The 25,235-nt window shown below is 55.8% G+C and carries 19 protein-coding genes; 12 read left to right on the top strand and 7 right to left on the bottom strand.

Going from position 1 to position 25,235, the window contains the following annotated elements; genetic code table 11:
• Positions 1-19 precede the first annotated feature (19 nt).
• The 6 genes from ACXUPB_RS03495 to ACXUPB_RS03520 form a co-directional block, all read right to left on the bottom strand.
• Complete coding sequence (locus ACXUPB_RS03495; protein WP_472955385.1) at positions 20-958, bottom strand: sensor domain-containing diguanylate cyclase; 939 nt, start codon at positions 956-958, stop codon at positions 20-22.
• Positions 959-1,753 carry an EAL domain-containing protein gene (locus tag ACXUPB_RS03500; RefSeq protein ID WP_472955387.1) on the bottom strand — a complete coding sequence of 265 codons (795 nt, stop codon included), beginning with the start codon at positions 1,751-1,753 and terminating at the stop codon, positions 959-961. It abuts the gene before it with no gap.
• A 260-nt stretch (positions 1,754-2,013) separates the two neighbouring features.
• Positions 2,014-3,228 (bottom strand): CaiB/BaiF CoA transferase family protein, encoded by a 1,215-nt coding sequence (locus ACXUPB_RS03505; protein WP_472956680.1) that lies wholly within the window; start codon positions 3,226-3,228, stop codon positions 2,014-2,016.
• A 67-nt stretch (positions 3,229-3,295) separates the two neighbouring features.
• Positions 3,296-4,474: an acyl-CoA dehydrogenase gene (locus ACXUPB_RS03510; RefSeq protein ID WP_179916503.1), complete on the bottom strand. Its 1,179-nt coding sequence runs from the start codon at positions 4,472-4,474 to the stop codon at positions 3,296-3,298.
• A 116-nt stretch (positions 4,475-4,590) separates the two neighbouring features.
• Positions 4,591-5,295: a DNA-binding transcriptional regulator CsiR gene (gene csiR, locus ACXUPB_RS03515; RefSeq protein WP_472955388.1), complete on the bottom strand. Its 705-nt coding sequence runs from the start codon at positions 5,293-5,295 to the stop codon at positions 4,591-4,593.
• Positions 5,296-5,445: 150 nt separating this feature from the next.
• Complete coding sequence (locus tag ACXUPB_RS03520; protein ID WP_472955389.1) at positions 5,446-5,622, bottom strand: hypothetical protein; 177 nt, start codon at positions 5,620-5,622, stop codon at positions 5,446-5,448.
• Here ACXUPB_RS03520 and ACXUPB_RS03525 point away from each other — a divergent pair.
• From ACXUPB_RS03525 to ACXUPB_RS03535, 3 genes are read left to right on the top strand one after another with little or no spacing between them, the layout of a single operon-like run.
• Positions 5,621-6,592, top strand: a complete 972-nt coding sequence (locus ACXUPB_RS03525; RefSeq protein WP_472955391.1) for a TAXI family TRAP transporter solute-binding subunit — start codon at positions 5,621-5,623, stop codon at positions 6,590-6,592. The genes ACXUPB_RS03520 and ACXUPB_RS03525 overlap by 2 nt on opposite strands.
• A 44-nt stretch (positions 6,593-6,636) precedes the next feature.
• Entirely contained in the window at positions 6,637-7,149 is a 513-nt protein-coding gene (locus ACXUPB_RS03530; RefSeq protein WP_472955393.1) for a DUF1850 domain-containing protein, read from the top strand.
• Between the two features lie 32 nt (positions 7,150-7,181).
• Positions 7,182-9,200, top strand: a complete 2,019-nt coding sequence (locus ACXUPB_RS03535; protein WP_472955395.1) for a TRAP transporter permease — start codon at positions 7,182-7,184, stop codon at positions 9,198-9,200.
• A gap of 97 nt (positions 9,201-9,297) precedes the next feature.
• Here ACXUPB_RS03535 and ACXUPB_RS03540 read toward each other — a convergent pair whose 3' ends face one another.
• Positions 9,298-11,826, bottom strand: coding sequence for a penicillin-binding protein 1A (locus tag ACXUPB_RS03540; protein ID WP_472955396.1), 2,529 nt, complete (start codon positions 11,824-11,826; stop codon positions 9,298-9,300).
• A gap of 202 nt (positions 11,827-12,028) precedes the next feature.
• Between ACXUPB_RS03540 and pilM the strand changes: the two genes are divergently transcribed.
• The 9 genes from pilM to ACXUPB_RS03585 all read left to right on the top strand — a co-directional run bounded on the left by pilM (position 12,029) and on the right by ACXUPB_RS03585 (position 25,145).
• Positions 12,029-13,090, top strand: coding sequence for a type IV pilus assembly protein PilM (gene pilM, locus ACXUPB_RS03545; protein WP_335597688.1), 1,062 nt, complete (start codon positions 12,029-12,031; stop codon positions 13,088-13,090).
• Positions 13,087-13,704, top strand: a complete 618-nt coding sequence (locus tag ACXUPB_RS03550; RefSeq protein WP_472955398.1) for a PilN domain-containing protein — start codon at positions 13,087-13,089, stop codon at positions 13,702-13,704. The genes pilM and ACXUPB_RS03550 overlap by 4 nt, the downstream gene beginning before the upstream one ends.
• Entirely contained in the window at positions 13,701-14,360 is a 660-nt protein-coding gene (locus ACXUPB_RS03555; RefSeq protein WP_472955400.1) for a type IV pilus inner membrane component PilO, read from the top strand. The genes ACXUPB_RS03550 and ACXUPB_RS03555 overlap by 4 nt, the downstream gene beginning before the upstream one ends.
• Entirely contained in the window at positions 14,357-14,893 is a 537-nt protein-coding gene (locus tag ACXUPB_RS03560; protein WP_472955401.1) for a pilus assembly protein PilP, read from the top strand. The genes ACXUPB_RS03555 and ACXUPB_RS03560 overlap by 4 nt, the downstream gene beginning before the upstream one ends.
• A 14-nt stretch (positions 14,894-14,907) precedes the next feature.
• Positions 14,908-16,992, top strand: coding sequence for a type IV pilus secretin PilQ (gene pilQ, locus ACXUPB_RS03565; protein WP_472955403.1), 2,085 nt, complete (start codon positions 14,908-14,910; stop codon positions 16,990-16,992).
• Positions 16,992-17,579 carry a shikimate kinase AroK gene (aroK, locus tag ACXUPB_RS03570; protein ID WP_035564449.1) on the top strand — a complete coding sequence of 196 codons (588 nt, stop codon included), beginning with the start codon at positions 16,992-16,994 and terminating at the stop codon, positions 17,577-17,579. The genes pilQ and aroK overlap by 1 nt, the downstream gene beginning before the upstream one ends.
• Positions 17,576-18,682 carry a 3-dehydroquinate synthase gene (gene aroB / locus ACXUPB_RS03575; protein WP_335597691.1) on the top strand — a complete coding sequence of 369 codons (1,107 nt, stop codon included), beginning with the start codon at positions 17,576-17,578 and terminating at the stop codon, positions 18,680-18,682. The genes aroK and aroB overlap by 4 nt, the downstream gene beginning before the upstream one ends.
• Positions 18,683-19,247: 565 nt before the next feature.
• Positions 19,248-23,690 (top strand): glutamate synthase large subunit, encoded by a 4,443-nt coding sequence (gene gltB / locus ACXUPB_RS03580; protein WP_472955405.1) that lies wholly within the window; start codon positions 19,248-19,250, stop codon positions 23,688-23,690.
• Positions 23,691-23,726: 36 nt separating this feature from the next.
• Complete coding sequence (locus ACXUPB_RS03585; RefSeq protein WP_035564444.1) at positions 23,727-25,145, top strand: FAD-dependent oxidoreductase; 1,419 nt, start codon at positions 23,727-23,729, stop codon at positions 25,143-25,145.
• Positions 25,146-25,235: the final 90 nt, after the last annotated feature.

The following is a 25,235-nucleotide window of genomic DNA, read 5'->3' on the forward strand; positions in this document are numbered from 1 at the left end:
TAGTGCTTAATAGCTTTGATTACATTGATGACGAGGCAATGACAACATGATTGCGCCCCGTTTGTTTAGCTTGATACATAGCTTTATCGGCACGATCAAGTAGCCGTGTGCCCGAGGCTTCGACGTAGCTGGCCACACCTGATGAGAGCGTTATCGATAATTGATGTTCGGTAAAGGGATTCTGCGCCACGGTTTCACGTACGCGCTCCATCGCCAGGTGAGCTTCTTCAGCGTTCACGCCCGGCATAATGATCAGAAACTCTTCACCGCCCAGGCGGACATGAAAATCGGTATCCCGCAGTGTTTTACTCACTAAAGCCGTCATTTGTTGAAGCACGGTATCCCCCGTGCTGTGACCGTAGGTGTCGTTGATTGCTTTAAAGTCATCCAGGTCATAAATCGCGATACTAAAGGTGGTGCCGTATCGCTCGCAGCGTTTGATTTCTTCGTCGAGGCGTTGCAACCCCGCACGGCGATTGAACAGCTCCGTTAGCTCATCATGATGGGCTAGGCGATCCAGGCGTTCATTGGCCTGCTTTAAACGCACTTCCAACTGCTTGCGCTGGGTGATATCGATAATAAAAGTCACTTTGCGCGATTGACCATCTTCGCCTTCAATACGTGCCGCTTCGGCAATAATGGTGTGAACGTTGCCGCTTTTCGTCAGTACATCCCACTCTTGGCGAAGTTCATGGGTTTCATTGCCTTGAATGAAATCATCGTGTAAAGCCGACAGCCGAGCGCGAAAAGCTTCGGGCACGACCACCGTAAAGTGTTGGCCGAGTATTTCCTCTTCACGATAGCCATAAAACTCGCAGTAGGCAGGGTTGACCATCTCAAAATGCCCGGAGGGATTGGTGATGCAGATACCGATGGGTGCCGCTTTAATAACGTTTTCAGTGTTGCGCTTTGAACGGTTAAAAAGCTGGTAAAGGTGATCGGGACTAACCTCTTTCATTCACTGCTCCTGATCCAAATAGACTTCACTTTTTAACCCTGCTAACAGAGCAGTTATGTCATCACCGAGTGAGTTAATAGCCGGTTTTGCAAAGTAAAAGCCTTGCTGGCGCACGATGCCTGAACGGGCCAGCCATAGTGCTTCGGCGCGAGTTTCAACGCCTTCAGCAATCAACGTCATATCGAGTTCTTGAGCGAGTAAGATGATCGCGTTTAACAGCGCTTGGCGGCGAATATCACTATTGCAATTCATGATCAGCTCACGATCAATTTTGAGCTTATCAGGCGTTAACTCGGTCAGTAAGTCCAAATTGGCGTATCCATTGCCAAAGTCATCGAGCGCCGTTTTGAAGCCCATGGAGCGGTAGGCATCGATGATATTGCATAGGTGCTGCCGGTCGAGGACGCGTTCGGTTTCGGTAATTTCAAAAATAAGCCGATGGGTGGGCCAGCCCACTCGCTTGGAAACTTCTAATGTTGCCTGGATACATGCTTCCGGCTCATAAACGGCGTTGGGTAAGAAATTGATCGAAAGGTCGGTTTGCATATCCAGTGCGCTAGCCATCTCGATTGCTTTTACCCGGCAGCCCTGATCAAACCGGTAGAGCAGGTCGTCGGTGACTTGGGCAATGACACTTCCTGCGGATTCACCGCTCGAGCCACGAACCAGTGCTTCATAGGTGACGATTTTGGCCAGCGATAGATCCACGATTGGTTGAAAGGCCATGGTGAACTCAAAGGGCAAATCGCCTTCACAGCGTTTGCAACTGCCATTAACGCGTGCACACTGGCTCATAGCTGCTCCTGTGAGGTAGGGGCCGGATGACGTTGTTAATGCCATTATTAGATAGCTTAATGCCCGCAGCCTACACTGAAGCATTCAACGCTATTTAGTTTAAATCTTAATACATTTTTTGTATAGGTGTTGTACAGCTAGCCTTGCTAAGCACTAGCCGGTAACTCTCCGCTTCCTGGCTAACAGTGTCTGTTGGTGCTGTCGGCCAAAAAAAAGCGCCGTTTAAGGCGCTCGAGAAGAGAAATAACAAAACACTACAGCTAGATAATCCCCGCTTCGCGAAGCGCAGTTCGCTGCTCCAAGCTAATGCCGAGTTCATCCAACACGCTTTCCGTATGTTGGCCCAAGTGGGGCGGCGCCGTGGTGGCACTCAGTTGAGCGCCATTAAAGCGGATAGGATTGGCCACTAGATCAACGTGGCCCGCTTGGTCGTGGGGCAGGGTCTGTTTGAGCCCGCGCGCTTTCACATGCGGGTCATCGAAGACGCGATCGAGCGTATTGATCGGCCCGCAGGGCACGCCGACCGCTTCAAAGGCGGCCAGCCATTCATCGGTGGTGCGTTGGGCCAGCGCTGCTTCCAATTGCGGTACTAGCAGAGCCCGATGATTCACCCGGGCGCCGTTGGTGGCAAAGCGTGGGTCTTCAGCCAAGGTCGGTAGCGAAAGTACCGCGCAGAAACGTTTGAACTGCTCGTCATTGCCGACCGCCATAATCATATGGCCATCTTGGGTGGTGAACGCTTGGTAAGGCACGATATTAGGATGAGCGTTACCCAACCGTTGGGGCACATTGCCCGAGGTTAAGTAGTTGAGCGCCTGATTGGCGAGTACGCCGACCTGGACATCCATTAATGCCATATCGATATGGCAACCTTCGCCGCTATCACGACGCTGATAAAGCGCTGCCAGTACTGCGTTGGCGGCATATAGCCCGGTGAAAATATCGGTAAAGGCGACGCCGCTTTTTACTGGGCCTCCGCCGGGCTCACTGTCGGGCTTGCCGGTCAGGCTCATGATGCCGCCCATGGCCTGAATCATAAAATCGTAACCGGCGCGGTGCGCGTAAGGGCTCTCCTGGCCAAAACCGGTAATCGAGCAGTAGATCAGCTTAGGATTTAGCGCTTTCAGGCTGGCGTAATCCAAGCCATAACGCTTGAGGCCGCCGACCTTGAAGTTCTCTATCAGCACATCCGATTGCGCGACTAACTGCTTAATTACCGCTTGGCCTTCGGGCTTGGCCATATCGACGGTCACTGAGCGTTTGCCGCGGTTAGCGCATAGGTAATACGCCGACTCTTCAGTGCCTGCTAGCCAAGGAGGGCCCCAGTGGCGAGTGTCATCGCCGCTGCCGGGGCGTTCAACCTTGATGACATCCGCGCCCATATCCGCAAGCATCTGACCGCACCACGGCCCGGCCAGTACGCGGGAGATATCGAGTACTTTAATGCCGGCCAGTGGTTTGATGGGCTCACTCATAAGGGGCTTGCTCATAAAGGCTGTTTCCTTGGTTGATGGCGTTTAACGGGGAGTCATTCAGGGATTTTTAAAAGAACGCCTGAATACCCGTTTGTGCGCGGCCCAGAATCAGGGCGTGCACATCGTGAGTACCTTCGTAGGTATTCACCGACTCCAGGTTGACCATATGGCGAATCACGCCGTACTCATCAGAAACGCCGTTGCCGCCGTGCATATCGCGCGATTGACGGGCGATATCCAGTGCTTTACCGCAGTTGTTGCGCTTGATCAGCGAGACCATTTCCGGCGCCCAGTTGCCACTATCCATCAATCGGCCGACTTGCAGCGCTGCCTGCAAGCCCAGAGTGATCTCGGTTTGCATGTCGGCGAGTTTTTTCTGGATCAGCTGGTTCGCTGCCAGCGGGCGACCGAACTGCTTGCGATCTAAGGTGTACTGGCGTGCCGCGTGCCAGCAGAATTCAGAGGTGCCCATGACGCCCCATGCAATGCCGTAACGGGCTTTGTTCAGGCAGCCGAATGGGCCTTTCAAGCCGCTGACGTTGGGCAGCAGGTTCTCTTCAGGAACGAAGGCGTTATCCAGCACGATCTCACCGGTAATCGAGGCGCGTAGAGAGACTTTGCCTTCGATCTTGGGTGTGGTGAAGCCTTCGGTGCCGCGCTCAACGATAAAGCCTTTAATCTGATTATCGTGGGCTGCTGATTTCGCCCAAACCACGGCGATATCGGCAATCGGGCTGTTGGTGATCCACATTTTGGCGCCGGTCAGGCGGTAGCCACCGTCGACTTTTTCCGCCCGGGTAATCATATTGCCGGGATCGGAGCCGTGGTCGGGCTCGGTCAAACCAAAGCAGCCCACCATCTCTCCGCTGGCCAGCTTAGGCAGAAATTTTTGCTTCTGCTCTTCAGAGCCGTAAGTCTCGATGGGATACATCACCAGCGAGGACTGCACGCTCATGGCGGAGCGGTAGCCGGAGTCAACGCGCTCGACTTCACGGGCAATCAGACCGTAGGCGACATGATTAACCCCCGCACCGCCGTATTCAGGAGAAACCGTGGCACCGAGCAGGCCAAGCTCGCCCATTTCGGTCATGATTTCGCGATCGAATCGCTCTTCACGGAAGGCGGACAGTACGCGGGGCTGAAGGTTTTCCTGGCAGTAATCGTAGGCCGCATCGCGAATCTGGCGCTCTTCATCGGTGAGCTGTTGCTCCAGTAGCAGCGGGTCGTCCCAGTTAAAATGTGTCATTGCGTGATTCCTCAGGTAGTGGGCAGGAGGTTCGTGGCAGGAATAAATGCAAAATAGCTGGCAATCAATGTATCGCCGTTTTTATAAAATATCTACATTTTTTTAAAACGCAGAATTTAGCGGATACCGCGTGCCTCAAGCACTCGAGTAATGATCGGCACGGGGGTCATCAAGTGGTCCCGCATCAAGCTGTCGGCCTGGACAGTGTCCCTGGCTAGAATGACATCGACCAGCGCGGCGTGCTCCTGGCGCTTTAGCTCCAGCGCTTGGGGAGACATCACGGTTTCCTGGAGCCATAGGTGACGGTAGCGCTCCACTTGGTTAAATAGGGTATCGCGCATCTGCAGCAGGTGAGGGGAGTTGCAGCCGCTGGCAATGGCAGTATGGAAGGCTTTGTGGCGCTGATCCCAGATATCGAGCAGGTCGTCGGGGGTGTTGATGTCGGTGACCTTGGCCAGCCGATGCGCGGTGGCCAGCACCGTGGCTTCCCAGTCGTCGTCGCCGCGCTCAATAGCTAGACGCAGGATTAACCCCTCAAGCTGTGCTCGGGCGTCGTAAATGTCGTTGAGTTCGGCCAGCGACATCGGGGCCACTCGGTAACCGCGCTGGCTGATCGCCACCACTAAGCGGTCAGCGACTAATTGAGAAAGAGCTTCCCGCAGCGGCCCAGTGCTGGCGCCGTAATGCTCTTTCAGGTGGCTCATCAACAGCTTCTGTTCTGGAGCGTAGCGGCCTCGGATAATGTCATGCTTGAGTTGCTGATAAGCACTGATGGCCAGATTCTGGCGCGGTGCGCCTTTCTCAAAAACATTGAGCTCCATAGCGGTAAGGCTCCTGGGCGACTGACGAAAAGGAAGAATTATCGACTATAAGGCCAAATAATAACAATTTTGCATAGAGGAATATATTTATGCAGAATTTCATTATTTTCTGCGTCGACCTCTATCAGAGTCTGGTCTCAAGATCGAAGCCTAATTAAGGGTGGCGCTGCGCTTATAACCCTCATTAGCATCTAACGCATCAGCCGTGCTAACTTCTCTTCCACCGCTTCTGGTTGCTTTTAGATAGTTAGCAGAAGCTGGGGCTTCAACACCTCCTTTTTCGTCAACCATACCTATAAGTCCAAGCAGGACGGAGGAAACGCTCATGCGAACTCTACGCTCTCTATACACCACAGCCGCTGCCGCTTCTATGCTCGCAGTTGCGCTTCCCGCAAGCGCTCAACAGCTTTCAATCGCTACCGGCGGTACTGGCGGCGTTTATTACCCGATCGGTGGTGGTTTTGCCGAAATGATCAACAACCACATCGAAGGCGCCCAGGCGACCGCTGAAGTGACCGGTGCCTCGGTTGAGAACATGGGCCTGATCATGCGCGGCGATGCGGATCTTGCGCTGGCACTGGCAGATACGGTCTATCAGGCCTACACCGGTACCGGTGACTTCGAAGGTCGTCAGATCGAAAACACCCGTGCACTGGCGTCGGTTTACCCTAACGCAGTACAGCTGGTCACCCTGGCCGAGTCGGATATCGAATCGATTGCCGACTTGGCAGGCAAGCGCGTTTCCGTTGGTGCACCGGGTAGTGGTACCGAGTTAAACGCCCGTGCCCTGCTGGAAGCCAACGGCGTCAGCTATGACGACTTCACGCCGCAGCGCCTGAATTTCAACGAAACGGCCGATGCGATTCGTGATGGTGATATCGACGCCGGTTTCTGGAGCGTTGGCCCACCTACTAGCTCTATTCTTAACCTTGCCGCCACGCGTGATATTCGTCTGATCGGTCTTTCCGATGAAGAAGTGGCCAATGCCCAGGAAGAAGAGGCGGTATTTGCCCCTTACGAACTGGCAGCCGGTATGTATGACGGCATGGATGAAGCCGTACAGACCATTGGTATTCCCAATGTTCTCGTCGTCAATGCCGATATGGACGAAGAGCTGGCTTACCAGCTGACGCAACTGCTGTTCGAAAACACCGATGAGCTGATTGCCGTTCACCCGGCAGCGAACGACACCACCGTTGAGTTCACCATGGACTCTACCCCGGTGCCGCTACACCCAGGTGCACTACGCTACTTCGAAGAAGTCGGTGCTGAGATTCCGGATCGTCTGCGTCCGTAACCGCTAAAGTGCATTGAAGGGATAGTGCATTGAAGGATATTGCCATGCAGTGGCAGCAACGACTGTTGTCGCTACTGATTGCATGTTCTCCGTTCGCCGAAGTGGGGGCTTCCCCCGCTTCGGCGTCGGCGTTTATGCACCTAACCGTTGTGACCGAGCAAGGCGACACCCTGGTGGATGAAGGGGTGCCTGCTGGCGGTCGCTGGTGTATTAAGTGGCAGCACTCCGTTGAGCACTTCACCGTGTTGGACTGCTATCGCAATGCGGCGGGTGTCATGCAGTTGGAGCGCAGCCATCAACCCGACTTTGCCGCCGGGCTTGGGCATATATTTGGCCGCGGCGAGCAGGTTTCAGACGGTGAGGGCGGTTACTGGATTAATGCGATTAACGAGCCTGTCGCCAATAACCGTTATGTGTTGAGGGTCGGTTCTCCTGCGGTCAACCATCGCGTAGTGTGGCCAGACAGTGAGCATGCGCCAGTGAGCCTAAGTGAGCACGCCGCTGGGCAGCGTGTGACCATTCAGCTAATAGCTCCTCACGCATCCCCGCGTGAATAAAAACGACATTAGTTAACGCTTCCGAGGACTTCATGAGCGAATCCAAACAACCGTCGAGCGTGGTGCCGGGCGGTAATGCGATTCAACCCCGCATGGTGCTGTGGTCAATCACCATTGTGGCGGTGGGTCTTTCCCTGTTCCAGCTCTATTCAGCCGGTATTCAGCCCTTGGGGCTTTTCTATCAGCGCAGTATTCACCTGGCACTGATTATGGTGCTGGCATTTTTAATGTTTCCTGCCTTCGGCCCAACTCGCAAACGCGGGGTATTGGGTTGGGGGATTGATCTGCTGTTCTTTGCCGGTGCAGTGCTGACCGGCGGTTACTTAGTACTCAATCTGGATGAGATTTTTAGCCGTGCAGGGTTCTGGAGTGACACCGATATTCTGGTCGCCTGTATCGCCACGGTGACCGTGCTGGAAGCCAGCCGCCGCGCGGTAGGTTTTGGTATGACCGTGATTGGCCTGTTGGCGATTGTCTACGCTTTCGCTGGGCCGCGGGGCGAGCTGCCATGGTTAGGCGAGTGGATGCCGGGCATTCTTGAGCACCGCGGATACACCATTGACCGGGTTGCTGGGCAACTGTACCTGGGGCAAGAGGGCATCTTTGGCCTGCCGCTAGGGGTCGCGGCCACCTATATCTTTATTTTTGTTCTATTTGGCGCTTTTTTGGAATGCACTGGGGCGGGCAAATTCTTTATCGATATGGCCTATGCAGCGACGGGGCACCAGCGCGGTGGCCCGGCTAAAGCAGCCGTATTGGCCTCGGCTGGGATGGGCTCTATTTCTGGTAGCGCGATTGCGAACGTGGTCACCACCGGTGCCTTTACCATACCGTTAATGAAACGGCTGGGCTACAAGGCCAAGCAGGCCGGCGGCATCGAAGCGGCGGCTTCTACCGGCGGGCAGATTATGCCGCCGTTGATGGGCGCAGGGGCTTTCTTGATCGCTGAGTACACCAATACGCCGTATTTGGATATCGTCAAGGTCAGTATCCTGCCGGCGATTATGTACTTCGCTACGGTTTATCTGTTTGTGCATATCATCGCGCTTAAGCAAGGCATGCAAGGCTTGCCCAAAGACGAGCTGCCGCAGATGCGTCAGGTCATGAAAGATGGCTGGCACTTCCTGCTGCCTCTGGCTGTGCTGGTCTGGTTGCTGGCAATGAGCATGTCGCCCATGCGGGTTGGCTACTACGCGGTGGTGACCATGGTGGCCGTAGCGGTTATTCGCTATGCGCTGTGGTTCTTCTTTATCGCGCCCCGCCAGGGCCAACCTGTAACGGCGAGCGCTACCAAGAGCATGTTGGGGGCAGGTTTTGCCAAGCTGATCGAAGGTTTGGAGCTAGGTGCGCGCAATGCGGTGGCGGTTTCCATGGCCTGTGCGGTTGCCGGTATTATCGTGGGCGTTGTGGGCTTAACCGGTCTTGGTCTGAAGTTCTCATCCATGATGATGGCCTTCTCCGGCGGCAACATTCTGCTGGCGCTGTTAATGGTGCTGTTGGCCAGTTTGATTCTGGGTATGGGGCTGCCGGTTACCGCCAGCTACATCGTCTTGATCGTGCTGGTGGGTCCTGCGCTTACGCAGGAGTTTGGCATTCCGCTTCTGGTCGCGCATCTGGTGGTGTTCTGGTACTCCCAGGATTCCAACGTGACGCCGCCCATCGCCTTGGCAGGCTTTGCCGGGGCGGCGATTGCGGGCAGTAAGCCGATGGAAACCAGCTTCCAGGCGTGGAAGTTTGCTAAAGGCCTTTACTTGATTCCGCTGTTTATGGTGTTCAATCCAGAGATCATTATGGGGGGACCGGTACCCGTGGTGATCTGGAACGCAGTGATCGCTATTTTGGCATTGGGTGCTTTTGCCGCAGCCTTGGAAGGGTACCTGTTTACCCGCATGTCCTGGCTGCCGCGCATCGCGATTACCGCAGCGATTATTGCCGTTTTCTACCCCAATTTGCTCAGTGAAATTGCCGGTGTCGCGGTAATGATCGTCGCCATTGGCGCCAACTGGCTGGCTAGCAAGCGCGAACCGGAGGTGACGCCCGTTAGCGGTTGATTGTTAGTGGAACCCCTAGCAAGAAACTAAAAGGCCCGGAGAGATGATCTCCGGGCCTTTTCGTTGGTTTAGCGGATAGCTGAGAGAGCCCGCTCGGTTAGAAGATCGACTCGGCGGTACCTGACCCCTGTGAACCGCTGACTTCTTCCAGCTCACGGCTGATGCGGCGCTGCTGGTAATCCGGCAAGTGATCCTGATGGAACAATTCAGAGATACCACCAGACTGACCGTCCGCTAAACGCTGGCCTGTGCTCGGGTCCACACGTGCCGTAACGACAGTCTCTGGGCGTTCGGGCACGGCACTCGGCGTTCCTTCCAGGGCATCACCCATAAACGCTACCCAGATAGGTAGTGCGGCCTGAGCCCCATATTCAGAAATGGTTTCGTTACTATCCTTACCCACCCATACCGTGGTCACCAAGTTGCTATTAAAGCCTGCAAACCAGGCATCACGCTGGCTGTTGGTAGTGCCGGTTTTGCCGACGATATCGTCACGGTTAAGACTTAGCGCACCGCGGCCAGTGCCCGAGGTAATAACATCACGCAGCATATCGCGCAAGATATACACCGCGGCCGGGTCGGCCACTCGTTTGGCGATCGGGTACTCGCGACCATCAATTTCCACCGTCTCCTGACCCTCGGCACAACTGGAGCAGGCGACCTGTGGGGTAGCTTCATCGATGACTTCGTTATCATCATCACGGGTTACCCGCTCAATAAACCAAGGTGTCACTTGAAAGCCACCATTGGCGAGCACCGCGTAGGCGTTGGTCATTTCCATTGGCGTTAAGCTGGCACTGCCTAGTGCTAATGATAAGCCGTTGGGAAGTTGGTCGGGGGAGAAACCGAAACCTTTTAAAAAGTTAATCGTGTAATCCAGCCCCATGGTCTGCAGCACACGGATCGTCACTAGGTTGCGCGAACGAGCCAGGGCTGGGCGTAAGCGCATGGGGCCTTGGAAGTCGCGGCTAGAGTTGACCGGCCGCCACAATGAGTTACTGCCATCGTCAAGCACCACAGGCGCATCGTTAACCACGCTGGCGGCGTTCATTTCGCCATTTTCAAGGGCCGCTAAATAAATAAACGGTTTGAAGATTGAGCCCGATTGGCGCCTTGCCTGCACGGCACGATTGAACTTACTGGCATTAAAGTCGAAGCCGCCCTGCAGGGCCAAAATAGCGCCTGTTTGCGGGTCTTGGACCACCAGCGAGCCTTCGGCATCCGGGCGCTGAGAGAGGCGAAGCGAGCCGTCATCATTCTCAATCACGCGGATCATATCGCCACGTACCGCAATCTCAGCCGCTGAGCTTGGCTCGGCACCACGGCTACGCGGGCTCAGATAAGGGCGAGCCCAGTTCAAGCCTTCCCAGGCAATGGTCTGTAGGCCACCACGGCGGGTAAGTACCTGCATTTCGCGATCGCTGCTCTCGACCACAATGGCGGGTTGGAGAATGCCGTAATTGGGTGTGCGCTCAAGCACCTGGACCCAGTTACTGACGTCACCCTCGATCCCCTCGACTTCCGTTTGACTGCGCTGGGCGGCCTGGCGGGCGGTCTGACGAATTTCCGGCGACTCGGAAAGCTCTTCTTCAAGCCCTTGGGTCGCGGTTTGCTCCTGCGCTTCCACAAGACTGGAAGCAATGTCGCTCTGCTCTGGCCCGCGCCAGCCATGACGCAGGTCGTAGTCCGTCAAGCCATTGGCCAGTGCTTGGCGGGCGTAGGGCTGCAGCTCGCTATCAATGGTGGTGTAGACACGATAGCCGCCGGTGTAAGCCTCATCGCCAAAGCGCTCTACCGCGTACTGCCGCGCCATTTCCGATACATAAGCGGCATCAACCTCGGCTTGGGTAAAGTGGCGGCGGGCGGTGACAGGGTCCTGTACCGCGACTTGATAAGTCTCGTCGTCGATATAGCCTAGTTCACGCATGCGGAACAGAATCCAGTTACGACGAATCAGCGAACGCTCGGAGTTGGCCAGCGGGTTGAAGGCAGAGGGCGCCTTGGGTAAGCCAGCAATCATCGCCGTTTGTGCCAAACTCAATTCGGCGAGCGGCTTGTCATAATAGGTTTCAGCGGCGGCAGCGATACCGTAAGCGCGATTACCCAAGAAAATCTTATTGACGTAAAGCTCGAAGATCTCCTCTTTATTGAGTACCTGCTCCATTTGCAGAGCCAGCAGAATTTCGCGAATTTTGCGCGTAAAGGTCTGGTCCAGCGTCAGCATGTAGTTACGCGCGACCTGCATGGTGATGGTCGAACCACCCGATTGGATGGTGCCGCCACTCTGCACAAGCTCCACCGCGGCTCTGGCTAAGCCGCGTGGGTCGACGCCAGCATGGTCGAAATAGCTAGCATCCTCGGCAGCGATCAAGGCATTGATCATATCCTGCGGTATTTCATCAAAATTGATCGCCATGCGGCGCTCTTCGCCAAACTCACCAATCAATTTACCGTCTTGGGTAAAAATACGTAGCGGCGTATGCAGTTCGAAATCCTGCAATTGGCGAACGTCGGGAAGACCCGGCGCAAAATAAATGGCGGCGCCTACCACAGCTAACGCAGCAGCACCGACCAACGATACAATCAGAAAAAAGAGCGACACGATAAGGGTTCGAAGAAACGTCATGTACGAAGAGCACCCTGGGAAGAATAAAAAGATCGGCATCTAAACGGCCGTATCATGCAATTGGCTGCCATTATAGGAAGCTGAGGCGGCGGCCACCAGTGTTGATATGCCGTCAGTTCGATCGCGTGTGACTTAACTGAAAATCATGTAACCTCAAACGACATGTGAAGACGGGCGACAAGTAGGCGGAGCCGAACCCAATATGCGCTTTCTGAAATCTGGTAAAGGGTTGATCGGCGTCGATATTACATCAGCGACCGTTAAGCTGCTTGAGCTAAAACAGTGCCACGATAATTACCAAGTAGAAAGTTATGCCGTAAGACCATTACGCGAAGGCGCAGTGGTTGAACGCCGTATCCGCGATATAGATGATGTGGCTAGCGTGCTTAGCCGTGCCGTTGAACATGCCAAGCCCTCCACACGCAAAGCAGCGGTGGCGGTTCCTGCCAGCGCAGCGATTACCAAAACACTCAGCTTTCCCATCGGGCTGAGTGAAGAGGAAATTGAAGAGCGCATCGTGGCCGAATCAGACCGCCATATTCCCTTTCCGTTCAATGAAGTGGCGTTTGATTTTGAGTGTCTGGGCCCTGCTCCCTTTGACGACGGCCAACAGCAGGTAATGCTGGTGGCTTGCCGCCAGCAGGACATCACTCAGCTTACCGAGACGTTAGAGCGCGCTGGCTTGGAACCGGCTGCGGTGGACGTAGAAACCTTTGCCATGGAGCGTTCGCTTGCCGAATTGCGCCGCCAGCTAAACGTAGAGAATGACCCTGCCGCCTGCGTTGGCTTGGTGGACATTGGCGCCAATATGAACGCCTTTCACGTTGTCCGTGGTGGTCATATCGTCTATACCCGCGACACCGTTTTCGGTGGCCGCCAGCTTACCGATGCGATTCGCGAACGCTATGATTTGAGTATGGAGGAAGCGGGCTTCGCTAAAAAACGTGGCGGACTACCTGATGATTACCCTGAGCGCGTCCTCAATCCTTTCCTGGAAACCGTAGTGCAGCAGGTAGGGCGCTCCTTGCAGCTTTACTACACCGCCGGGCGTCAGCAAGAGGTGCAACACATTGTGTTGGCAGGCGGATCGAGCGTGATTCCCGGTCTTGCCGAACGGATTGCTGAAGACAGTGGTATGTCGGTGACCATTGCCAACCCCTTCCAGCGCATGCTGGTCAATAAGCGCTTAAACCTTCAGGCGTTGACCAATGATGCGCCAGCGATGCTCACTGCGGGTGGCCTAGCGATGCGGGTGAGCCAATGAGCATGAACATTAACCTGCTGCCCTGGCGGGAAGCGCAGCGTGAGCGAAATACCCGCAAATTTTATGTTGTCTTGGCCGGTATGCTGATACTGGGCGTCGCGCTGGGGTTGCTGATATCCCATTATTACCAGCTTAAATTGGCGGCCCAGCAGCAGCGCAATGCCTATGTGAGTGACCATATTGAGCGCCTTAATGCGGATATCGCGGGCGTGTCACGCTACGCCAGTGATGCCGAACGCCTAGGTGAGCAGATTGCGGTGTTTAAGGCGTTACAGAGTGAACAAGCAGACACTGTGCAGCTGTTGAATGACGTGGCTAACAGCGTGGCTAACGGCGTTATTTATCAACGATTAGTGAAAAACGGCGCTCAAGTCAGTGTCACTGCGATGGCCGGCAGCGAACGGCAGGTCTCTGAGCAGTTGCGCCGTATTGCAGCGCTGCCAGGGTTGGGAGTGCCTTCGCTGTCGGCGGTGGAGAGCGAACAGAACGGCACTGGTCGCGTGTTTCGTTTTGACGTGGAGCAGACCACGGTAGCGGTGCCGCAAGGTGTTGCTAAAGATGTGGAAGAGCAGGATGTGGCAGAACAGGATGAGAAAGAAGAGGGTTCGTCATGAGCCTTAATCGCGAGCAGTGGGCTATCGAGTGGCAGCGCCTTCGCGATGTCGATTGGCGCGATCTAGATATTAAGGAAGCCGGTGGATGGCCATTGCTGCTAAAAGTGTTGAGCTGTTGTTTGGCACTGCTGGCAGCATTGAGTGTCATGCTGTGGTTCGTTGTGAGCGAGCAGCGGGAATCCTTTAGGGAGGCGCAGCGGGAAGAGGTGGGGCTGCTAAGCGAATACCGCAGTAAAGCCTCGGAAGCCGCCTTTTTACCGGAAATGCGCGAACAGCTAGCGACCTTGGAAGGGCAAATAGCGCGTTTGCGCACAATGCTGCCCACCGATGCGGAGATCCCTTCTCTGCTCGATAGCATTAGCGATGCCGCCATTGACAACCGTCTCACCATTGAAACAATTCGGCTACGTCCAACGCTAACCCAGGCCCACTATGTCGAGCAGCCGCTGGATATACAGGTACGCGGTGACTATCACCAGTTGGCGCGCTTTAGTGCTGATATCGCATCGTTACCCCGCATGGTGACTCAGCACGATTTTACCCTGGAGCCGGTAGAAGAGCGTGGCGACACGCTGCGCCTTTCGCTACTGGCCCGCACTTATCGTTACCTGGAACCGGGCGACCAGCCCCCAACTGACGGGGTGGAGCCACTATGATACGTACAGCAAAGCTCATGGGAATGATGGTTAGTGTGGGGCTACTCACGAGCTGTGCGGATGCAGAGTTAACTCAGCTTGAAAGTACGTTGGCCGATATTCGTCAGTCGCCGGGTGGTCAGCCGCCGGTCATTGCGGTTGCGCTGCCTGAAAGCCGTACCTTGGCTTATCTATATAGCGAAGACCGCAGCCCCTTTTTACCGCCAGATGCCATTGCTCAGGATGATGCTAATCGTAGTGATGGCGCGCTTGCGCCTGACCAGCAGCGCATACCAGAGCCACTAGAACGCTTTTCTCTGCAAGAACTGCGTTTGGTCGGTACGATGCGTATGGCGGGGCGGCAAGTCGCAATGATTGCCTCTCCAGATGGTAATGTAACCAGCGTGAAAGAGGGCAACTATATGGGCGCCGACTATGGACGCATTGCCCAGATAAGCGCTCAAGAAATTCGTGTTACCGAGCGTGTCTTTACCCAGCGCGAAGGTTGGCAAGAGCGGCAAGTGTCGCTTGCTATCAACGAAAACAACGAGTAAACGGATATTAGCTCATGGCAGTTACAGCTTGGCGAATCACTCTTTTAATGGCCATGGTTGCACTACTTTCACTGTTGCCTTCATTGGCAGTAGCATCGGTGCTGACGGATATTGACGTGCAGCCCGCCGACAATGGTGGCGCCAACGTTGACCTTAGCTTCTCTGGTGGCGTGCCCGAACTGCGCAGCTACCGTTTGGAATCACCGCCGCGTGTCACGTTTGATTTGGCCGGCACCCAAAGTGGGCTCGCCACCCGACGCTTGAGCATTAATAGCCACGGCGTCGAACAAATTACCGCCCTTGAGGGCAATGGCCGCACGCGCTTGGTGGTCAATCTCAGCGAACCGCAGGCATTTACGACCAGCGTGCAGGAAGGTCGGCTACGTATTACCTTTGCATCTGGCGCTACCCCCGCGCCGACCGCATCGTTTAATCCTTCGCCCGCTCCCTCAGCCAGTGTTTCTTCGGCGGGGCTAGAAACCGACGAAGGGCCACAAATTGAAAATATCGATTTCCGTCGCGGTGCCGATGGTGCTGGTCGCTTGTTGGTTACCTTTGACCGCGAAGGGGTTGAGGCGAACGTCCGAGAAGGTGGCCCTGACCAAGTGCTGGTTGACCTGCGCGATGTGGCGATTCCGGATTCGCTTAATCAGGTCTACGATGTCACCGACTTTGCTACGCCGATCACCCGGATTACGCCCCGTGCCAACCAGAGCGACACCCAGTTATCCATCGCCACCCAGGGTGCTTATGCGATGATCTCTTCGCAAATTGGCCGCATGCTGACAGTGGAAGTGCAGCCCGCCAGCCAGGAGTCACAGCCCTCTCAGGCGACAGGCGAGCGCTTCAATGGCGAACGCTTGAGCCTTAATTTCCAGGATATCGAAGTGCGTTCAGTGCTAGCGACGCTGGCTGAATTTACCGGGTTGAACTTGGTTGCCAGTGACAGCGTCACCGGCCGCGTGACGCTCAACTTAAACGATGTCCCTTGGGATCAGGCGCTCGCGCTGATTCTGCAAAGCCAGGGGTTATCGAGTCGCGAACAGGGCAATGTAATTGTCGTGGCGCCCGCCAGTGAGCTGGCTGATTTAGAGCGCCAGGAGCTAGAGGCGCGTAACCAGCGTGAGACGCTATCGCCATTAGTCACCGAGTTTATCGAGATCAAGTATGCCCGAGCCGAGGATTTGGCCCAGCTACTGCGTGGCGGTGACGGCGATGGCTTTGGGCTGCTCACCGAGCGCGGCCGTGTCAGTATTGATAACCGCACCAATACGCTGCTGGTGCAGGATACGGCCGATCAGGTACGCGATATTACCCGCACCATTGACCGCCTGGATGTGGCTGTTCGGCAGGTACAGATTGAGGCGCGCATTGTCATTGCAAGGGACACCGCTTCCCGTGAACTAGGCATTAACTGGGGCATGTCGAGCACCCGCGGCTTTCAAGAGGGGGAGGACGGTACCTACAGCCGGCGCGATATCAACCCCGATGGCATTAATCGAGCGCAGGGCGGCCTAACCGTTGATTTAGGCGCCTCATCAGGGACGGGAGCCGGCTTTAGCTTTGGTTATTTAGCCGGCGATATCTTGTTGGATTTGGAGCTTCGTGCGCTGGAAAGCGAAGGGAAAAGCCAAACTATTTCTCAGCCCCGTATTATTACCGCCAACCAGCGTACTGCCCGCATCAGCCAGGGTGAAGAGCGTGCTTTCCAGAGTGTGGATGGCAACGACAATCCTGATACCGAGTTCAAAGAGGCCGAGTTGTCGTTGGAAGTCACCCCGCAGATTACCCCAGATAACCGCATTATTATGGATCTGGTCATCAAAAATGACAGCTTCCGTGAATCAGAGTTTGACGGTGAACCGCCGATTGATACCAATCAGATCGAGACCCAGGTGCTCGTCGATAACGGCCAAACGGTGGTGTTAGGCGGTATTTTGACTACGGAAGAGCTGCGCCAAATCGCCAAAACACCGCTTTTGGGTGATATTCCTTTCCTGGGTAGACTGTTTCGCTATACCGAAGAGAGCAATGAAAAGGTAGAGTTGTTAGTCTTTATTACTCCACGACTCCTAGACGATGGCTTAACGGTTCGCTGATGCAGGATTTACCCAATTTATTTCTTATAGGCCCCATGGGGGCTGGCAAAAGCACCATCGGTCGCCTGTTGGCGGCAGAGCTCGCGCGTCCGTTTTACGACAGTGACCACGCCATTCAAGACCGCTGCGGAGCGGATATTCCGTGGATTTTCGATGTTGAAGGCGAACAGGGCTTTCGGCTGCGCGAAATCCATATGATTGATGAGTTAACCCGTCTCTCCCCCGTGGTCGTCGCTACCGGCGGCGGTGCGGTGCTGCGCGAAGAGAATCGCCGCGCACTGCGCGAGCGCGGCACGGTGGTGTATCTGTTGACCACCGTCGACCAGCAGCTAAAGCGGACGGCGAAAGATCGCAATCGGCCGTTGCTACAGTGCGCTAACCGCGAACAAGTGCTAAACGACATGTTTGCTCAGCGCGACCCGCTCTATCGTGCCACTTCAGATATTGCTGTGCGCACTGATCGGCGCAGCCCGCGAGCGGTGGTCAATGAGATACTGCGCCGGGTGCATCGGCTGGTGGATCCACTTGAGCCCTCCTCTTCGCCTCATTCGGCTGGACCGCTTAACCATAATAAGGTATCGCAATGACCTCGACCGCCAGCGCGCAACGCACACTTCAGGTTGCTTTAGATGAGCGTAGCTACCCGATTCATATTGGCTCCGGGCTGATCGGGCAAACCGATACATTGACGCCTTATCTGGCGGGAAGCCAGGTGATGGTCGTCACTAACGAGACTATCGCGCCGCTCTACCTGGAAACACTCTGCGCTAGCCTGCCGGCGCATTTAGATGTGCGCACGGTCGTACTGCCTGATGGCGAACAGTACAAAACCATTGAGCAGGTCAGCCGTATTTGGGACGCGCTATTAGAGGCCGGTTTTAACCGCCGCTGTACCCTGATCGCCTTAGGGGGCGGGGTGATTGGCGATATGGTCGGCTATGCCGCCGCTTCCTATCAGCGCGGCGTGGCGTTTATCCAGGTGCCCACCACGCTACTTTCCCAGGTAGATTCGTCGGTAGGGGGCAAGACCGGCGTCAATCACCCGCTGGGTAAAAACATGATCGGCGCTTTCTGGCAGCCCAAGGCTGTGCTGGTGGATATCGATACGCTGAAGAGCCTGCCGCGTCGCGAGCTTTCCGCTGGCCTTGCCGAGGTTATCAAGTACGGTTTTATCCGTGATGAAGCGTTTTTAAGCTGGCTGGAAGCCAATATGCCCGCGCTACTCGACGTAGAGCCGGAAGTAGTCGCCGACGCTATTGCGCGCAGTTGCCAAATCAAAGCAGATATCGTGGCCGAAGATGAAACCGAGCAGGGCGTGCGTGCGCTGCTCAACCTGGGCCACACCTTTGGCCACGCCATTGAGGCGCACCAGGGCTACGGCAACTGGCTACACGGGGAGGCAGTGGGCGCGGGCATGGCCATGGCGGCAACGCTTTCCCAGCGCTTGGGCTGGATCGACGACGCAGCGCTAGCACGTAGCCTGGCGGTGATCGAGAGCGCCGAGCTGCCGTTGGCGGCACCGGCGAATATGTCCAGCGATGACTTTTTAGCCCGTATGCGGTTGGACAAGAAAAACATCGATTCGCGGCTGCGCTTAGTGCTGCTTAACGCCCTGGGCGATGCCTGCGTTAGCGATGCCACGCCCGTTGATGTTCTCCGCAACCTGCTGGACGATTACCCGCGCTGCTGAGTGGCCACGTAATCCTTTCGCAACTTAGCCATTTCAAAATCTGGCCATTTAAAAATCTGGCCATTTCAAAACCCAGTCATTTCAAAGCCTAGCCAGCTATAGCCGCCCAATGGATCGCTCCTTACGCAGAGTGGTTTCACTGGGCGGTTTTGTATTCACTTGGCTGCGCCGTGAGACGATTAGTCGAACGCTGTTTTGTATAATCCGTATGCCTTATGCGCTATCGGCATGGGTGTTTGAATGCTATTTAGACTAAAGTTTAATGGAAAATAAGGAGCGTTAAAATAGCGTTTTAACTGACTACAAGTGTTTGAAGTATATGTATTTTTTTCTTGAATGAGAATGCAAATACAGGATTTGAAAAGAGTTTCTCTAACGATGTGGGCGTCAAGAGATTGCGCACAACGTGTGCCAATCGCTATGCTGACCGGCCATTTTCTTGCGGCAGCGAACGTGGGAAAGACCCCATTCTGGGCAGGTTATAAGCATCATAAAAAAAGCAAAACCGTCCTTTATACCATAAGCACGCTGCTAAAAAAATACGCTGACTAGTAGAGGCACGCCCATGAATAGAGGTCTTCACCAGCCTGGCGAGTTTCGCGATAACTGTGGTTTTGGCCTGATTGCCCATATGGAAGGCCAGGCTAGCCACGATTTGCTGAAAACTGCCATTGAATCCCTGACCTGCATGACTCACCGGGGGGGTATCGCTGCCGACGGCAAAACCGGCGACGGCTGTGGTCTGCTGCTTAAAATGCCGACCCCTTTTATGCAGGCGCTGGCCAAAGAGGCGTTTGATGCTGAGCTTGGCGAACACTTTGCCGTGGGCGTGGTGTTTCTGCCCAACGATGACGCCCGTGAAGCGCACGCCCGTGACACTCTGACCGTTGAACTTGAAGCGCGCGGGCTCAATGTAGTGGGTTGGCGCGATGTGCCGACTGACCCCAGCGTTTGCGGCCCTATGGCACTGGACTGCCTGCCACGTATTCGTCAGCTGTTTGTGCAGCCAGGCCAGGGTGAGCACTTCGATGTCGATCTGTTTATGGCCCGCCGCCGCGCAGAACAGACGCTGCGTGACGAAGAGGACTTCTACGTTGCCTCGCTGTCGTCAGAAGTCATCTCCTATAAAGGTTTGATGATGCCGGAGGATCTACCGGCGTTTTATAAAGACTTGAATGACCCGCGCCTGGAAACCGCCATTTGCGTGTTCCACCAGCGCTTCTCGACCAATACTGCGCCGCGCTGGCCGCTGGCGCAGCCGTTCCGCCTGTTGGCCCACAACGGTGAGATCAACACCATTGAGGCCAACCGCGGCTGGGCGAACTCGCGTAAAGCCAATTTTGTTAACGACCGCCTGCCGGATATCGCCGAGCTGGACGAGATCGTTAATACCACCGGCTCTGACTCCTCCAGTATGGATAACATGCTGGAAGTATTGCTGACCGGTGGCATGGAACTGCACCGCGCGGTACGTATGATGGTGCCGCCCGCCTGGCAGAACGTAGAAACCATGGACGCTGAACTGCGTGCTTTCTACGAATACAATTCCATGCACATGGAGCCGTGGGACGGTCCGGCGGGCGTAGTGATGACCGACGGTCGCCAAGCGGTGTGTATGCTGGACCGTAACGGCCTGCGCCCGGCGCGCTGGGTGATTACTAAAAACGGTTATATCACGCTGGCATCGGAAACGGGCACCTACGGCTATAAGCCGGAAGACGTGGTGGCCAAAGGCCGTGTTGGCCCCGGTCAAATGCTTGCCGTAGACACCCAGACCGGCGAAGTGCTGCATACCACCGATATCGATGAGCGCCTGAAATCCGCCTACCCTTATAAGCGTTGGTTAAAGCAGGAAGCCAATTATTTAGAGTCGGCGCTAACTGAGCTTGCGCGTTTCCAGAGCATGGATACCGATTCGCTCAACGTTCAGCAGAAACTGTTCCAAGTGAGCTTTGAAGAGCGCGACCAGGTGCTGCGTCCGCTGGCGGAAAGTGGTCAGGAAGCCGTTGGCTCTATGGGCGACGATACACCGATGGCGGTGCTCTCCAGTCGTCCGCGCCTGCTGACGGATTTCTTCCGTCAGAAGTTTGCCCAGGTCACCAACCCGCCGATCGACCCACTGCGTGAAGCGATCGTGATGTCGCTGGAAACCTGCTGTGGTGCTGAGCTTAACGTCTTTAAAGCGACGCCTGAGCACGCGCATCGCTTGATCTTGACCACGCCGGTACTGTCGCCACGCAAATTTACCGCGTTGGTCAGCCAGGATGATCCGGCGTTTGCCAGCTATACATTGTCGCTGGGTTACGATCCTGAACAGCAGAGCCTGCACCAAGCGCTTAAAGCGCTATGTGAAGAAGCCGAAGCTCAAGTGCGCGCCGGTAAAGTCATTCTGGTACTCACCGATGCCGAGCTGGCGAAAGGGCTGATTCCCATACAGGCCGCCCTGGCCGTGGGTGCCGTGCACTCTCATTTAGGCCGTTTGGCGCTGCGTCCCAACGCCAATATCGTAGTTGAAACCGGCTACGCCCGTGATGCTCATCAAATGGCAGTGCTGTTTGGCGTGGGTGCCACGGCGGTTTATCCGTGGCTCGCTTATCAGGTCATGGCGGATATGCACCGTACCGGCGAGCTAACCGGCAACCCGGCTGATGGCCGCGAGAATTACCGTAAAGGTCTGCAGAAAGGCCTGTTCAAGATCCTGTCTAAAATGGGTATCTCGACGCTGGCCTCCTACCGCGGCTCAATGCTGTTTGAAGCCGTGGGCTTGGCGGACGAAGTCATGGATCTGTGCTTTGTCGGTATGGCGTCGCGGATTCAGGGCGCCGGTTTTGCCGAGCTTCAGATGCAGCAGGCGCTGCTGGCAAAAGATGCCTGGATTCCGCGTAAAGGGATTTCTCAAGGTGGCATGTTCAAGTATGTCCACGGCCACGAGTACCACGCTTATAACCCTGATGTGGTGATGTCACTGCAGGCGGCGGTTCAGGAAGGCAGCTATACCAAGTGGAAGAAGTTCGCTCAATTGGTTAATGAGCGTCCGGTCGCCACCATTCGTGACTTGCTCAAGCTCAAGCCTGCAGAAACGCCGATTGCGCTGGAAGAAGTCGAGCCCGTTGAAGAGCTGCTGCCGCGTTTTGACAGCGCGGGTATGTCACTGGGTGCGCTTTCACCGGAAGCCCACGAAGCGTTGGCGCAGGCGATGAACGAAGCCGGTGGTCGTTCCAACTCTGGTGAAGGCGGCGAAGACCCTGCGCGTTACGGCACTATTCGTAGCTCGAAAATCAAACAGATCGCTTCTGGCCGCTTTGGTGTTACTCCCGCTTACTTGGTCAATGCAGAAGTGCTGCAGATCAAAGTTGCCCAGGGCGCTAAGCCTGGTGAAGGTGGCCAGCTGCCCGGCGGTAAAGTGAACCAGTTGATTGCCCGGCTGCGCTACGCAGTACCCGGCGTGACGCTGATTTCACCGCCGCCGCACCACGATATTTACTCCATCGAAGATTTGGCCCAGCTGATTTTTGACCTCAAACAGGTCAATCCGGATGCCCAGGTGTCGGTGAAGCTGGTATCGGAACCGGGGATCGGCACGATCGCCACCGGGGTGGCCAAGGCCTACGCGGATTTGATTACCGTGTCCGGCTATGATGGCGGCACGGCAGCCAGCCCGCTGACCTCGATCAAGCATGCAGGTTCGCCCTGGGAACTGGGGCTTCCTGAAGTGCATCAGGCGCTGCGTATCAACGGCCTGCGCGACAAGATTCGCCTGCAGACCGATGGCGGCCTGAAAACCGGCCTGGATGTGGTTAAAGCCGCGATTCTAGGTGCCGAGAGCTTCGGTTTCGGCACCGCGCCCATGGTAGCGTTGGGCTGTAAGTACCTGCGTATCTGTCACCTCAATAACTGCGCCACTGGTGTCGCCACTCAGGATGATTTCCTGCGGGGCGAGCACTTCCGTGGCACCGTAGACATGGTCAAAAACTACTTCCGCTTTATCGCCGAAGAAGTGCGTGAGCTGATGGCGGTGTTGGGTGTGCGCAAGCTGACCGATCTAATCGGGCGTACCGATTTGCTTGAAGTGTTGGAAGGCAACACGGCTTCTCAGCGTAAGCTTGATCTAACGCCGCTGTTAGCGAATGACTTTGTGCCTAAAGATGCACCGCAGTTCTGTAAGGTTAGCCGCAACGTGCCGCACGACCCCGGTGCCAAGAACCAGGAAGTGCTGGCGGCGCTGAAAGACGCCATCGAAAATCGCTCGGGCGGTGAGTTCGACTTTACCATCACCAACTGCGACCGCAGTGTGGCGGCGCTAACCTCTGGCGCGATTGCCAAACGCTATGGTGAAGAAGGCCTTGAAGCGGCACCGATCACCGCCCGCTTTACTGGTGTAGCAGGCCAGAGCTTTGGGGTGTGGAATGCGCGTGGCTTGAATTTGTATCTCGAAGGCGATGCCAACGACTACGTCGGCAAGGGCATGAACGGCGGCAGCATCGTGATTGTGCCGCCCAAAGTCAGCCAGTTTGAGAGCCATAAGACGGCGATTATTGGCAATACCTGCCTGTACGGCGCTACGGGCGGGACATTGTTTGCAGCCGGTACGGCGGGCGAGCGCTTCGGGGTGCGTAATTCCGGTGCTTCAGCAGTCATTGAAGGCGCAGGCGACCACTGCTGCGAATATATGACCGGCGGCTTGGTCTGTGTGCTTGGCGAAACGGGCGTTAACTTCGGCGCAGGTATGACCGGTGGCTTTGCCTATGTGTTGGATGAAGAGCGCACCTTTGTGGATAAATACAACCACGAGCTGGTGGAGATTCACCGCGTTAACACAGAGGCCATGGAGGCGTATCGTCGTCACCTGCGTGAAATGATCGAAGCCTATGTGGCCGCGACGGGTTCGGCGCGTGGGGCGGCTATTTTGGAAGACTTCAGCGACTATGCGCGCCACTTCTGGCTGGTGAAGCCAAAAGCGGCCAGCTTGGGTAGTTTGCTGGATCAGTCTCGGCGTCAGCCGCAATAACTCGCTTATGCCCCTCACGCTGACAGGAGAGAGATCATGGCTAACCGTTTAAATAACGATTTTCAGTTTGTCGATGTGGGTCGTAAGGACCCACAGAAGAAAGATGCCCGCGCCCGTGCCAAAGAGTTCGCGGAAATTTATGAACCGTTCAAGCCCACCGATGCGGCCAGTCAGGCGCATCGCTGCCTGCATTGCGGTAACCCGTACTGTGAGTGGAAGTGCCCGGTGCACAACTACATCCCCAACTGGCTACAGCTGGTGGTGGAAGGCAACATCATTGAAGCCGCTGAGCTTTCGCACAAAACCAACTCGCTGCCCGAGGTGTGTGGTCGCGTGTGCCCGCAGGATCGTCTGTGCGAAGGCGACTGCACGCTGAACGACGGCTTTGGCGCGGTGACCATTGGTTCGGTGGAGAAGTACATCACCGATACGGCGTTCGCCATGGGCTGGCGCCCGGATATGTCCCACGTTACCTGGACCGACAAGAAGGTCGCCATTATTGGTGCGGGCCCAGCGGGCTTGGGCTGTGCCGATATTCTGGCGCGTAACGGCGTTAAGCCGGTGGTATTCGATAAGTACCCGGAAATTGGCGGCCTGCTGACCTTTGGTATTCCCGAGTTCAAGCTGGAAAAGAGCGTGATGGAGCGCCGTCGGGCAGTCTTTGAAGAGATGGGCGTCGAGTTTCGCCTCAATACCGAAATCGGCACCGATATCGAGTTTGAAACCCTGATGCAGGAGTACGACGCGGTCTTCCTGGGCATGGGGACTTATAAGTACATGGAAGGCGGGTTCCCTGGTGAAGACCTGCCCGGCGTGTACAAGGCGCTGGACTTCCTGATTGCCAACGTCAATCGCTGCTTAGGCTTCGAGAAGGATCCCAACGACTATATCTCCATGGAAGGCAAGCGCGTGGTAGTGCTCGGCGGCGGTGATACGGCGATGGACTGTAACCGTACTTCCATTCGCCAGAACGCCACCAGCGTGACCTGCGCGTACCGTCGTGACGAAGGCAACATGCCGGGGTCGCGCCGTGAGGTCTCCAATGCTCGTGAAGAGGGCGTGGAGTTTCTGTTCAACCGTCAACCGGTGGCGGTCGTCGGTGAAGAGAAGGTCGAAGGCGTGAAAGTTGTGCGCACACGCTTGGGCGAGCCGGACGAAAACGGCCGTCAGCGTCCTGAAGTAGTGCCCGGCTCTGAAGAGATCATTGCGGCGGATGCTGTGGTTATCGCCTTCGGTTTCCAGGCAAGCCCGGCGCCATGGTTCGATAGCTCTAATATCCAAGTCGACGAGCGCGACCGCGTTACTGCACCGGAGCACGGCCAGTACGCCTTCCAAACCAGCAACGAAAAAATCTTTGCCGGTGGCGACATGGTGCGCGGCTCTGATTTGGTGGTCACGGCGATTTACGAAGGCCGCCAAGCAGCCGAAGGTATTCTGGATTACCTGGGCGTGTAGAGCGCGCCTGATGCATAGAGCAGCTCCAGGGATAGGTCGTAGCGAGGGTCTTTTGTCATGGCCGGAAAATGTTCCCAACAATTCCGGCAT

This window comes from Vreelandella sp. DA03-1M, assembly GCF_055725665.1.